This is a genomic window from Arthrobacter sp. J156, from assembly GCF_056172865.1.
In genome coordinates this window covers 3,530,361-3,542,578 of record NZ_CM149650.1, presented here as the reverse complement: position 1 = coordinate 3,542,578, position 12,218 = coordinate 3,530,361, and the positions used below count along the sequence as shown (strand labels likewise).

At 71.4% G+C, this 12,218-nt stretch carries 14 protein-coding genes and 1 riboswitch; of the genes, 6 read left to right on the top strand and 8 right to left on the bottom strand.

All coding sequences use genetic code 11. The annotated features are described in order from the left end of the window. The first annotated feature begins 7 nt into the window (after positions 1-7). A complete protein-coding gene (gene purU / locus AC0QR5_RS16380; RefSeq protein WP_329863089.1) occupies positions 8-862 on the top strand; it encodes a formyltetrahydrofolate deformylase in 855 nt (284 codons plus the stop codon). Between the two features lie 43 nt (positions 863-905). On the opposite strand, the gene AC0QR5_RS16375 is transcribed toward purU, so the two are convergent. After that, positions 906-1,265 carry an SPW repeat domain-containing protein gene (locus AC0QR5_RS16375; protein WP_329863091.1) on the bottom strand — a complete coding sequence of 120 codons (360 nt, stop codon included), beginning with the start codon at positions 1,263-1,265 and terminating at the stop codon, positions 906-908. A gap of 161 nt (positions 1,266-1,426) precedes the next feature. On the opposite strand from AC0QR5_RS16375, the gene AC0QR5_RS16370 reads away from it, so the two are divergent. After that, positions 1,427-1,909, top strand: coding sequence for a hypothetical protein (locus tag AC0QR5_RS16370; protein WP_329863093.1), 483 nt, complete (start codon positions 1,427-1,429; stop codon positions 1,907-1,909). Here the strand turns inward: AC0QR5_RS16370 and AC0QR5_RS16365 are convergent. Next, on the bottom strand, positions 1,906-2,154 hold the full coding sequence (locus AC0QR5_RS16365) for a hypothetical protein (protein ID WP_329863095.1): 249 nt from the start codon (positions 2,152-2,154) through the stop codon (positions 1,906-1,908). The two genes, AC0QR5_RS16370 and AC0QR5_RS16365, sit on opposite strands and share 4 nt — an antisense overlap. 74 nt (positions 2,155-2,228) lie before the next feature. Further along, a complete protein-coding gene (locus tag AC0QR5_RS16360; RefSeq protein ID WP_329863097.1) occupies positions 2,229-2,804 on the bottom strand; it encodes a helix-turn-helix domain-containing protein in 576 nt (191 codons plus the stop codon). Positions 2,805-2,961: 157 nt separating this feature from the next. Here AC0QR5_RS16360 and AC0QR5_RS16355 point away from each other — a divergent pair, with 157 nt between their 5' ends. From AC0QR5_RS16355 to AC0QR5_RS16345, 3 genes are all read left to right on the top strand, one after another. After that, a complete protein-coding gene (locus tag AC0QR5_RS16355) occupies positions 2,962-4,500 on the top strand; it encodes a sodium:solute symporter family protein (protein WP_329863099.1) in 1,539 nt (512 codons plus the stop codon). 125 nt (positions 4,501-4,625) lie between these two features. Continuing rightward, a riboswitch (SAM riboswitch) is annotated at positions 4,626-4,735 on the top strand. 12 nt (positions 4,736-4,747) lie between these two features. Continuing rightward, positions 4,748-5,035 carry a hypothetical protein gene (locus AC0QR5_RS16350; protein WP_329863100.1) on the top strand — a complete coding sequence of 96 codons (288 nt, stop codon included), beginning with the start codon at positions 4,748-4,750 and terminating at the stop codon, positions 5,033-5,035. 220 nt (positions 5,036-5,255) lie between these two features. Further along, positions 5,256-6,416 carry a VIT1/CCC1 transporter family protein gene (locus tag AC0QR5_RS16345; RefSeq protein WP_329863102.1) on the top strand — a complete coding sequence of 387 codons (1,161 nt, stop codon included), beginning with the start codon at positions 5,256-5,258 and terminating at the stop codon, positions 6,414-6,416. Between the two features lie 43 nt (positions 6,417-6,459). On the opposite strand, the gene AC0QR5_RS16340 is transcribed toward AC0QR5_RS16345, so the two are convergent. The 5 genes from AC0QR5_RS16340 to AC0QR5_RS16320 all read right to left on the bottom strand — a co-directional run bounded on the left by AC0QR5_RS16340 (position 6,460) and on the right by AC0QR5_RS16320 (position 11,180). After that, positions 6,460-6,942, bottom strand: a complete 483-nt coding sequence (locus AC0QR5_RS16340) for an SRPBCC family protein (RefSeq protein ID WP_329863104.1) — start codon at positions 6,940-6,942, stop codon at positions 6,460-6,462. A gap of 65 nt (positions 6,943-7,007) precedes the next feature. After that, a complete protein-coding gene (locus tag AC0QR5_RS16335) occupies positions 7,008-8,045 on the bottom strand; it encodes a Gfo/Idh/MocA family oxidoreductase (RefSeq protein WP_329863106.1) in 1,038 nt (345 codons plus the stop codon). Between the two features lie 28 nt (positions 8,046-8,073). Next, positions 8,074-9,012: an ATP-binding cassette domain-containing protein gene (locus AC0QR5_RS16330; RefSeq protein WP_329863108.1), complete on the bottom strand. Its 939-nt coding sequence runs from the start codon at positions 9,010-9,012 to the stop codon at positions 8,074-8,076. Between the two features lie 44 nt (positions 9,013-9,056). Continuing rightward, positions 9,057-10,109 carry an ABC transporter permease gene (locus tag AC0QR5_RS16325; RefSeq protein WP_329863110.1) on the bottom strand — a complete coding sequence of 351 codons (1,053 nt, stop codon included), beginning with the start codon at positions 10,107-10,109 and terminating at the stop codon, positions 9,057-9,059. Between the two features lie 72 nt (positions 10,110-10,181). Next, a complete protein-coding gene (locus tag AC0QR5_RS16320; protein ID WP_329863112.1) occupies positions 10,182-11,180 on the bottom strand; it encodes a substrate-binding domain-containing protein in 999 nt (332 codons plus the stop codon). Between the two features lie 270 nt (positions 11,181-11,450). Between AC0QR5_RS16320 and AC0QR5_RS16315 the strand changes: the two genes are divergently transcribed. Continuing rightward, positions 11,451-12,191 carry a GntR family transcriptional regulator gene (locus tag AC0QR5_RS16315; RefSeq protein ID WP_329863114.1) on the top strand — a complete coding sequence of 247 codons (741 nt, stop codon included), beginning with the start codon at positions 11,451-11,453 and terminating at the stop codon, positions 12,189-12,191. The last annotated feature ends 27 nt before the right edge of the window (positions 12,192-12,218 follow it).

Below are 12,218 nucleotides of genomic sequence, written 5' to 3'. Positions count from 1 at the left end.
ACACCACATGCCCAGCGCGCCCGGGGAGCACATCCTCACCTTCGACAGCCCGGAGCGGCCCGGGATCGTCCACGCCGTGACCGGCGCGCTCCTGCGCCACGGCGGGGACATCCGCGAGCTGAAGCAGTTCGACGACCTGCACCACGGCCACTTCTTCCTGCGCGTCCACTTCGCCGCGGACGGCGACGCCGGGCCGCTGCGCGCGGAGCTCGCGGAACTGGCCGGTTCGTTCGAGGCGCGGTGGGAGCTGCGGCCGGCGAGCGCCCGGCGGCGCGTGCTGATCATGGTCTCGAAGTTCGACCACTGCCTCAACGACCTGCTCTTCCGGACCCGGATCGGCGAGCTGCCGATCGAGATCGGCGCGGTCGTCTCCAACCATCCGGACCACCGGCAGTCGGTCGAGTGGCATGGCATCCCGTTCTTCCACGTCCCCGTCACCGCGGCGGGCAAGCCGGAGGCGGAGGCGAAGCTCCTGGAGCTCGTGGAGCGCTTCGAGATCGACCTGGTGGTGCTGGCCCGCTACATGCAGGTGCTCTCCGACGACCTCGCCCGCCAGCTGACGGGCCGGGCCATCAACATCCACCACTCCTTCCTGCCGTCCTTCAAGGGCGCCAAGCCGTACCACCAGGCGTTCGCGCGGGGCGTGAAGACCGTGGGCGCCACGGCGCACTACGTCAACAGCGAGCTCGACGAGGGCCCGATCATCGCCCAGCAGGTGGTCGAGGTGGACCACACCTTCACGCCGGAGGACCTCGTAGCGGCTGGCCGGGACACGGAGTGCAAGGCCCTGTCCAACGCGGTGCGCTGGCACTGCGAGGGCCGGGTGTTCCTCAACGGGAACCGGACGGTCGTACTGCGCTGAGCGGCCGGGGCCCACGGGCCCCGGCCGCCGACTCCGGTCCGCCTCAGGCGGCCCGGTGATGGTGCTCGCGGTACCCCTCCATGCTCGGCTTGAGGGCGAGCCCGGTGGCCACGAGGGCCACGCCGCCGGCGATCCAGGCCGTCATGGCGGGCATCATGGCGGAGGCGAATCCGCCCATCCACGGGGCGGCGACCAGGGCCAGGGCGATCACGGCTTGTGCCCACTCGATGCCCGGCATCGCCACGGAGGCCAGGTTCGCGACGCCCGCGACGACCAGCAGGATGCCGATGGTCATCAGGAGGCCGCGGGAGGCCCCGGCGGGTTCCATCCACAGCACGGACAACGCGGCGTAGAGCCCGCAGGCCACGACCACCCAGTCCTGCCAACGCGTCCACTTCTTCATGGGTTGTGCAACTCCTCGCTGCTGACCGCCGTTCCGCGGCGGCCGGAGGCGGAACGGCAGTCCCGCCGTGCCTTCAGGGTGGATCCGCGGCCACGGGCTGTCCAGAGGGCGGCCCTACAACTCCTGCGCCCGGAAATGGTGCCGGAGGCTACGATGGCCCGATGACACCGGAACCCTCCCACGACCCGGGGAAGCCCTCGGCTCCGACACCCGCGACGCGTGCGTCCGCGGAACGCCGGATGGCCGTCCCGGCGTGGATCGTCGTCTCGCTGGCCCTCGTCGTGGCCGCCGTCTTCGCGTTCCGCCCCGCGTTGGGCCCCTGGCGGTCCCTGGGCACGGTGGCCGTGATGCTGCTGCTCGTCGGGGCGGCCGTCGTCTTCACCCGCCGGCAGTCGCGCCTCATGGACCGGCACGGGCTGGCCACCGCCGCCGGACGCCCGGCCGGGCCCTACCACTGGTGGGCGGGGCTCGCGTTTGTCCTGCTGGTCCCCTTCAGCGTGCTCTTCGACCCCTCGGACCTGGCGGGGATGTCCGTGAAGTTCGTGGTGCTCGGGGCGGGGCTGTGCCGCGCCTGCCTGAAGGCCGACCGGGCGTGGATCCGCTCGGCCTGGGACCAGGCCACGGGTCCGGCCGCGCGCGGCTAGCGGCGCACGGCGGCCGGGCGGAGGACCGCCCCCGGGTCCTCGGCCCCGAAGCGCAGCAGGCCGTACTCCGCCGGCCACTCCGCCCCGCCGCGCAGGGCCTCCCACGCGAGCCCGGCCCCGGCGTCGTCCTCCGCTCCTGCGAGGTCGAGCGCGGGGACGAGCTCCTCGAAGCGGGCGCGCAGCGCCGCGAACGGCAGGGACGAGACGACGACGATGCGCCGGCTCGTCCGCTCCTGTTCCGCCACGGAGGGACCGTGCCCCCGGCCGCCCGGCGGTGCCTCGGCGGGCACGGCTCAGCGGCCCGAGCGCTGCGGGGCGCTCACCTCGAGGCCGCCGGGACGAGCGTCCACAGGACCACCGCCTCCTCGTCGGTCGGATTGATCCACGTATGCGGCTCGCGCCCGGGGAACGTCACCGAGTCGCCGGCCTCGAGCTCGAAGCGGTCGTTGGAGAAGATGATGATGAAGCGCCCGGAGACGACGTGGAGGACCTCGGCCTCGCAGTCCACGGAGTACAGCTCGGATTCCCCCGCCCCGCGGGGCTCGATCACGGCACGGATGACCTGCAGGCGGCGCTCGGAGCGAGCGGTGAGGAGGCGTTCCTCGATGCCGCTGCCGCCGAGCGAAACCCGGGGCGCCTCCGCGAGGCGGACGAGGTGGGTCTCGGGCTGGGCGAAGAGCTCGCCGACCGAGACGGAGAGCACTTGGCACAGCGTCACGAGCGAGGCGACCGACGGCGAGGTCAGGTCGCGCTCGACGCGGGACAGGAAGCCCTTGGTCAGCCCCGTCGACGCCGCGACCTGCTCGATCGTCATCCGCTGCGCATGGCGGGCCGCCCGGATGCGCGAGCCGATCGCGATCGGCGCGTTGCTGGGCTCAACGGGCAGGGCCTTCATGGGCAGCGCCTCCGGCGGGTCGGACGGGTCTTCGGGGATGAAAGACAGCTTAGGACAATTGACCTGTAACTCGAATCACACTAGCCTGTGTGGCAACAGTTGTTTACCAGTGGTGAAACAGCTCACACCGTTCCCCTCTCGAGAAGACACCCTCCCCATGGAAATCATCAACATCGCGATCGTCGTCGCCTACCTCGCCGCCATGCTGGCCTTCGGCTGGTGGGGGAAGTCGCGCACCAAGAACTCGAGCGACTACCTCGTCGCGGGCCGCCGGCTCGGCCCCATGCTCTACACCGGCACCATGGCCGCCGTCGTCCTCGGCGGCGCCTCCACCGTCGGCGGCGTGGGCCTGGGCTACCAGCACGGTATCTCCGGCGCCTGGCTCGTCATCGCCATCGGCGTGGGCGTCATGCTCCTCAGCCTCGCCTTCGCGCCCGTCCTTCAGCGCCTGAAGATCTTCACGGTCTCCCAGATGCTCACGCTGCGTTACGGCAACCACAACGCCACCAACGCCTCCGGCGTCGTCATGCTCGCCTACACTCTGATGCTCTGCGCCACCTCCACGGGCGCGTACGCCACGATCTTCATCGTCCTCTTCGGCTGGGAGCGCGAGGCCTCCATCGCCGTCGGCGGAGCGATCGTGCTCGTCTACTCCACGATCGGCGGCATGTGGTCCATCACGCTCGCCGACCAGGTCCAGTTCGTCATCAAGACCGTCGGCGTCTTCGCCCTCATGCTCCCCTTCACGATCGCCGCGGCCGGCGGCTTCGGCGGTCTGTCCGGCGGAATCGAGGAGCGCGCCCGCCAGGCCTTCTTCAGCTGGGACGGCATCGGAGTCCAGACCATCATCACGTTCTTCGTGGTCTACACCCTGGGCCTGCTGATCGGCCAGGACATCTGGCAGCGCGTCTTCACCGCCCGCACACCGCGCGTGGCCCGCTGGGGCGGCGCCACGGCAGGTTTCTACTGCGTGCTCTACGGCATCGCCGGCGCCGTGATCGGCATGGCAGCCCGCGTGGCACTGCCCGAGATCGACCTCACCCAGGGCGGCAAGGACGTCGTCTACGCGGAAGTGGCCATGAACCTCCTGCCCGTCGCCGTCGGCGGCATCGTCCTGGCCGCGGCCGTCGCCGCCATGATGTCCACGGCCTCCGGCGCGCTCATCGCCGCCGCGACGGTGGCCCGCACCGACGTCACTCCGTTCGTCGCCGGCTGGTTCGGCAAGAAGATCGAGGTCAACTCGGGCACCAACCCCGAGCACGACGTCCGCGCCAACCGCTGGTGGGTCCTGGGCCTCGGCGTCGTCACGATTCTCCTGGCCATCATGGTCAAGGACGTCGTCGCGGCCCTGACCATCGCCTACGACATCCTCGTCGGCGGCCTCCTCGTGGCGATCCTCGGCGGCCTGCTCTGGAAGCGCGGCAACGGCACGGGCGCCGCCTGGTCGATGGCCGCGGGCACGCTCTTCACGCTGGGGACCATGATCATCCTGGAGATCCAGGGCGACGCTCCCTACGACGGCGTCTACGCGAACGAGCCGATCTACGTCGGCCTCGCCGCCTCCATCGTGGTCTACGTCGCCGTGAGCCTCGCGACCCCGGCCACGAGCCGGGACGTGACCGCGGCCTGGGAGGACCGCGTCGCCGGGCGCGTTCAGACCGAGGGCGTGTCCCTCGAGGAGACCGCCGCCCGCTGACCCGGCCCCGCGCGCCGGCCCCACTGATCCGGCCCCGGCCGCCCGGCCGACGCCCGGGCGCCCCGGTCCGTCACGCTCCGTAACCCCGTTCCCGCACCGCGGGGGCGGGGTTACGCTGTGTGAAGCTTCACGAGACGCGGCGCCAAGCTCCGACTGGCCGCGCACCAACCCCAGGTTCATGGGTGGTTCGGATGAGGAAGCGGCCCGCGCCGGCCGGCACGGGCAAGAGTCCAGCGAAAGGCCCGCCGTGGCGTCCAGCCCGATCCCCGTCCTGCCGATCCTGGACACGGAGCTCGGCACCGTGACGCTCTACGTCGCCGGAGAACGGTACCGGTACCTCGCCGAGGACCCCCACGCCCTGGAACGCGCCCTGGCCAACGCCTGCGCCGCGCCGCGCTGGGACCGCGGCGCCCTCCGGCTCGTCGTCCGGACCGCCGCGGCCGGGAAGCGCCGCGGCGTTCCGGCCACGTTCACCCTCACGGAACCGCCGTCGTCGGAGCAGTGCGGACGCCACACGCGTATACTGGTCGGCTGAAGGGGAGTAGTTCCAGCCCCTCCCCCGCCACGGCGGGCGGAGGAGGCAGCGGACTTGTCGACATACTGGCCACGATGAGCGTGGCCCGGCAATCCACCCGGACCACGGTCCGGGCGAGCGAGACCTTCGGCCCGCCGGTGGCGGTCCGAGGTTCGCCGTACCCAGATCCTCGACCGTCGCCCCCAGGCTCCGCCTGGGCCGACCGACCGAACGAGGATCCATGCCCATCCCCGAACAGCGCGGCTTCGAACCGCGCGACACCGTACCCCACGGCCCCGCCCCGACCGCCGTCCACCGCACTCCGTCCCACCGCGACATCCGCCGCTGGCGCAAGTACCTCGCCGACGAGCGGGCCGAGGGCGCCGTCTACCGCGAGCTCGCGGCCAACCGCGAGGGCGAGGAGCGGGAGATCCTCCTGGGCCTGGCCGAGGCCGAGCTCCGCCACGAACGCCACTGGGCGGCCCTGCTCGGCGAGCACGCCGACAAGCGCACACGCCCCTCGCTGCACCGGATCGTGCTGCGCTTCCTCGCCCGCCACGTCGGCTCCGTGTTCATCCTCGCGCTGGCCCAGCGCGCCGAGGGCAACTCACCGTACGCCGACGACCGCGACGCGACGCGCCAGATGGCCGCCGACGAGGCCGTGCACGAGGAGGTCGTCCGCGGCCTCGCGACGCGCGGAAGGCACCGGCTCTCCGGCAACTTCCGGGCCGCCGTCTTCGGCGCCAACGACGGCCTGGTCTCCAACCTGGCCCTCGTCATGGGCATCGGCGCGACCGGCGTCTCCAGCGCCCTCGTGCTCTTCTCCGGCATCGCCGGGCTCCTGGCGGGGGCGCTGTCGATGGCCGCCGGCGAGTTCGTGTCCGTGCGCTCGCAGCGCGAGCTCATGGAGGCCGCCCGCCCGACCCAGGTCACGCTCTCCGCCGCGCCGGACCTGGACCTGGACGCCAACGAGCTCGTCCTCGTCTACAAGGCCCGCGGCATGAGCGCCGAGGCGGCCGAGCACCGGGCGGCCGAACGCATGGGCTACTTCTCCTGCGATTGCGATCCGTCGTTGTCCCTGCAGCCGGAGAGGGCCGCCGAGGAGGAGGACGAGCCGGACACGATCGGTTCCGCGCTCGGGGCGGCCGCCGCGAGCTTCTGCTTCTTCGCCTCGGGCGCGCTGATCCCGATCATCCCGTACCTCCTGGGCCTGACCGGCCTCGCCGCCGTCGCGGTCTCGGTCGTGCTCGTCGGGGCCGCGCTCATGGGCACGGGCGGCGTCGTCGGCCTGCTCTCCGGCGCATCGCCGGCCAAGCGGGGGCTGCGCCAGCTGGCGATCGGGCTCGGCGCGGCGGCCGTGACCTACCTGCTGGGCCTCGCCTTCGGCACCACGGTCGCCTAGGCCCAGGACGACGCCGGGGCCCCGACCCCGTGCCCGGGCGGGCTCAGGCTCCCGGGGAGGATCCGGCGTCGTCCGCGTCCCCGCGCCCGTCGGCGAAGTGGGCTGCCAGGCGCTCGAGGGTGCGCTCCATATTGCGCGGCGTCGTCCGGGTGAAGCCGAACACCCGCAGCAGCCACTTGTGCTTGAGACGGGAGGCGTCCCAGGTCTCGCGGACCAGGGTCCCGCCCTCGGCGGGCTCGAGCTCGTAGCGCCAGCGGTGCCCGCTGAAGTGGCGCCAGGCGATGAGCCGGCCCTCCTCGAACTCCACGACGCGGTTGCTGATCCGGTACGGGACGCCGAGGCGCATGTCCATGCCGAACTCGGCTCCGGGCCCGAGCCGCTCCGGCGCCCCGCCGCGCGTGGCCCGGACCGTCCCGGAGCCGTCGATCACGGGATGCATCGCGGGATCGGCCAGAAGCCCGAAGACCGCGGCGGGCGGGGCGGGAACGAGGCGCCGCCGGGTGACGTGGAAGGGGGAATCGCTCATGAACCGAGCCTAGCCACCAGACCGGCCCCCGCGTCCGCCATCGCTTCGCGTGGCGGACGGGGCCGCTAGATCCGTGCCGCGAGAGGATCGACGCGGACGGGGGCGCCGGTGGCCAGGGACTCCTGGGCGGCGTCGGCCACGGCGGAGGCCGCCACGGCGTCCTCGGGCGGACACGGGTTCTCCCGCTCCCCCAGCACGAGCTCCACGAAGGCCGCCATCTCCTCGCTGTAGGCGGGGGCGAAGCGCTCGGCGAAGGTCTCGTGCGGCGACCCGGACGGGAAGGCGGTCCCCGGCTCGGCCGAGCGCAACGCGGCGCGCTCGTCGAGTCCGACGACGAGCGATCCCTTCGAGCCCTGGATCTCGAGGCGGACGTCGTGCCCGGCCCCGTTGTAACGCGTGGCGGTCGCGGTGGCCACGGTGCCGTCGTCGAGCGTCAGGACGGCCAGCGCCGTGTCGACGTCGCCGACGGCGCCGATGGCCGGGTCCCCGTTGTTGGAACCGCGGGCGTAGACCTCGACCACCTCGCGCCCGATGATCCAGCGGATGACGTCGAAGTCGTGGACCGAACAGTCGCGGAAGAGGCCGCCCGAGGTGGCGAGGTACTCGACCGAGGGCGGGAACATGTCCCCCGTGACGGCGCGCAGCGAGTGGATCCACCCGAGCTCGCCGGCCGCGTAGGCCCGCTTGGCCTCGAGGTAGCCGGCGTCGAAGCGCCGCTGATGGCCGATCTGGACTGTACCCCCGGCCTCGCGGATCTCCCGCAGCAACGGCAGCGACGAGGCCGTGTCTCCCGCCACGGGCTTCTCGCAGAACACCGGTACCCCGGCCGCGATGCCGGCGCGGATGAGCTCGGGGTGCGTCTGCGTCCCCGTGGCCACGACCAGGCCGTCGATCCCGCCCGCGAGGAGGGCCCCGACGTCGTCCGCGTGTCCGGCGCCGAGCCGCTCCGCCGTGGCCCGGGCGTGCTCGAGGGCGACGTCCGTGAGGACGAGCCGTAGCCCGATCCCCCGCGCGGCGAAGCGCTCCCGCAGTCCAAGGATGTTCCGGGCATGCATGACGCCGATGCGTCCGACGCCGGCCAGTCCCAGGGTCAGTGTCCTCATGTCGTCCTTTCGTCGTGGAATCGGCGGATCAGGCCAGGTTGCGGGCGGCGTCCGGCGCGTGTTCCGACGTTTCCCGGGCCTCGGCCTTGACCTCCTCGGCCAGCTCGCTGTGGCCGCCGAGCTGTTCGAGCTCGTGGGCGAGCTCGGCCAGTTCGGCGCCGCCGGCCATCTGCGCCGTGAGCTCCTCGAGGGTGATGTCCTTCTTCTCGTAGTAGCCGATCGAGCGGCCGCGCTTGAGCAGCAGGAAGCGGTCCCCCACGGGGAAGGCGTGGTGCGGGTTGTGGGTGATGAAGATGACCCCGAGGCCGCGGTCGCGGGCCTGGAGGATGTAGCGCAGCACGACGCCGGACTGCTTCACGCCCAGGGCGGCGGTCGGCTCGTCGAGGATCAGCACCTTCGCGCCGAAGTACACGGCCCGGGCGATCGCCACGCACTGGCGCTCGCCGCCGGACAGCTGGCCGATCGGCTGCTCCACGTCGCGCAGGTCGATCCCCATCGCGGCGAGCTCGTCCTTGGTCACCTGCTTCATCTTCTCGACGTCCAGGCGCTTGAACGGGCCGAACCCCGTGGACAGCTCGGAGCCGAGGAAGAAGTTGCGCCAGATCGGCATGAGCGAGACCACGGCCAGGTCCTGGTAGACCGCCGCGATGCCCGAGTCCAGGGCCTCGCGCGGCGAGGAGAGCCGGCGCGGTTCGCCGAGGATGTTGAACGTGCCGTCGTCGTGCTGGTGCAGGCCCGCGATGATCTTGATCAGGGTGGACTTGCCGGCCCCGTTGTCGCCGAGAACGCACGTGACGCGTCCGGCGTCGACCGCCATCGTCACGTCGCGCAGCGCGATGATGTTCCCGTACCGCTTCCCGACCCCGTCGAGCTCGAGCAGGTGCACGGGGGTGTGGGTCAGCGGATCGGCCTGTCCGGCGAGCAGGGCCTCCTGCTCGATGCGGTCCTTGCGGGTGCCGTGGCTCATGGGGGTTCCTTCCGGGGTGTTCCGCGACGGGGTCTCGGGGGTGCTCATTTGGATTCGGCCCTCTTCTTCACGGCGATGTTCACGATCGTGGCGAGCAGGAGCATCAGGCCCAGGAAGAACTTGAACCAGTCCGGGTTCCACTCGGCGTAGACGATGCCCTTGTTGGCCATGCCGAAGATGAACGCGCCGATCGCGCCGCCGACCGCGGAACCGTAGCCGCCGGTGAGCAGGCAGCCGCCGATGACCGCGGCGATGATGTAGAGGAACTCGTTGCCGATGCCCTCGCCGGACTGGACGGTGTCGAACGCGAAGAGGTTGTGCATGCCGAGGATCCACCCGCACAGGCCCACGCCCATGAACAGGCCGATCTTGGTCCGCACGACCGGCACGCCGACCGCGCGGGCAGCGTTCGCGTCCCCGCCCACGGCGAAGATCCAGTTCCCGACCCGCGTGCGCAGCAGGATCCACGAGGCCACCGCGACGAGCCCGATCCAGAAGAACACCGTGATCTTCACGTCCACCCCGAAGATCCCGACGGAGGAGGCGAACACTGCGCGGGCCGAGGCGAAGCCGTCCATCCGCGCGATCGACGGGGTCGAGACCGAGCCGCCGATCAAGCGGGTCAGGCCCAGGTTGAGGCCGGTCAGCATCAGGAACGAGGCCAGGGTCACGATGAAGGAGGGCAGCTTGGTCTTGATCAGGATCCACCCGTTCACGAAGCCGACCGCGAGCGAGACGAGCAGGGCGACGACGACGCCGACCCAGACGTTGGTGCTGAAGTACCAGGAGAACAGCGAGGCGGCCAGCGCCGAGGAGATCACCGCGACGCCCGTGGAGAGGTCGAACTCCCCGCCGATCATCAGCAGGGACACCCCGACCGCCATGATCCCGATCGTCGAGGCCCCGTACAGCACGGTCGCGAAGGAGGACGGCTGCAGGAAGACCGGGGCGACGACCGCGAAGAACGCGAACAGGGCCACCGCGCCCACGAGCGCGCCGATCTCCGGACGGCCCAGCAGCTTCGCCAGCGTTCCCTTCGCCGCGACCCGGTCATCGGTCGCCGGGGGTTTAGGCGTGGTCAACGTTGTAGTACTCATCTCATGCATCACTTTCTCTCGACCGGGGGCGGCGGCGCGGCCGCCGCCCCCGGGGACCCGGAAGGCCTCGGACTAACGAATGCCCTCGGCGGCGAACTCCAGCACGGCGTCGGCGTTCTCCGCGTCGATGATGGTGGGGCCCGTCAGGACGGGCTGCCCTCCACCGATCTGGAAGCCGCCGCGGTGGGCCTGCCAGATGGCGTCGACCGCCCCGTAGCCCTGGAGCCACGGCTGCTGGTCGACCGTGAAGATGACCTCGCCGTCGACGATCTTCTGCGCGAGCTCGGGGTTCATGTCGAAGGAGGCGACCTTGATCTCGCTGCCCGCGGTCTCGGCGGACTTCAGGATGGTCAGGGTGATCGGCGCGCCGAGGCCGATGATGACGTCGGCGTCCCGCGTGGACTGCAGCTTGGCCGTCACGGTGGATTCGACCTGCGTCATGTCCGTGCCCTGCACGTAGAGGATCTCGGTGCCGGGGACCTTGGCCTTGACGCCGGCGCAGCGGTTCTCGAGGCCGACGTGGCCCTGGGCCTGGATGACGCAGATCGGGTGGTCGTAGCCGTCCTCCGCGAGCCGCTCGCCCACGGCCTCGCCGGCCAGCTTCTCGTCGGAGCCGAAGTGCGTGAACGCGCCGAGCTCCTTGAAACGGTCCTCGCCGGCGTTCAGGCTGACGATCGGGATGCCGGCGTCGGCGGCCTTCTTGAGGGCCGAGGCCATGGCGTCGGGCTTCGCGAGCGTCACGGCGATGCCGTCGACGCCCTGGTCCACGGCCTGCTCGATGAGCTGGGCCTGGCGTCCGCCGTCCTCGTCGTTGAGGTACTGCAGGGAGACGTTGTCCTTGGACGCGGCCTCCTCCGCGCCCTTGCGCAGGATGTCCCAGAAGGTGTCTCCCGCCGGGGCGTGGGTGATGAGGGCGATTTTCAGCTCGGGCGTGGTGACGGCGTTGCCGCCCCCGCCGGCCGCCTCGGCGGCGGGGGCGCGGCCGCCCTCGCTCGAGCAGGCGGCGAGTCCCAGGAGCGGGACGACCAGGGCGGCGGCGGCGATCTTCCGCCAGGAATGCTTCGACGACACGGGAATCTCCTTCGGTTCACGTCCGGGCCGCTGGACGCGGTCCCGGGGTTGGGCCCCGCCCCACGCGGCGCCCCTCCTGACTAGAAATCATGGTGACCGCCATCACAGATGTCAATAGTATGTCAGGACATATTTACATCCTTTCCAAGATGCGCCTACGCTGGGGGCACGCCCTCGCCGGACCCGCCACGGGATCCCGGGATGAGGTACGGTCGGGGCGTATCTTTGTCTTATCAATTTGACATCCTGAGGTAGGGCGGAGGAGTTTCCATGACCACCGGGTTGAACATCCCCATCGACCGCTCGTCCCCCGTTCCGCTGTACCACCAGATCGTGCAGGGGATCGAGGCGGCGATCCACGACGGGACGCTTGAGCACGGCAGCCGGCTCGCGAACGAGATCGAGCTCGCCCAGCAGCTGAACCTGTCCCGGCCCACGATGCGCAAGGCCATGGACGAGCTCGTGCGCTCCGGCCTGCTCGTCCGCAAGCGCGGCGTCGGCACGCAGGTCGTGGCCAGCCAGGTCCGCCGCCACCTCGAGCTGACGAGCCTCAACGACGACCTCGAGCGGGCGGGCAAGACCCCGAGCACCGAGGTCCTCCGCTTCGCGCACTCCCCGGCCGACGAGCGCGTCCAGGAGCTGCTCCAGCTGCCCCCCGGCGTCGGCGTGTACCACTTCACGCGCTTGCGGCGCGTCGACGGCGCCCCCCTGGCTGTGATGGAGAACTGGGTGCGCGACGACGTCGCCCAGATGACCGAGGCCGAGCTGTCCCGCGAGGGCCTGTACCGCCTCCTGCGCCAAGCGGGCGTGAACTTCCGGCTCGCCAACCAGCGCATCGGCGCGGTCTCCGCGGGCGAGGAGCAGGCCCGGCGGCTCGAGGTCGCCCCGGGGGCGGCCCTCGTCACGATGGAGCGCACGGCCATGGACGACGCCGGCCGCGCCGTCGAGACCGGTTCCCACGTCTACCGCGCCGACTCCTACAGCTTCGAAATGACCCTCGTGCAGCGCTGACGCGCCGCCACCGATCGAAAGGCCCCC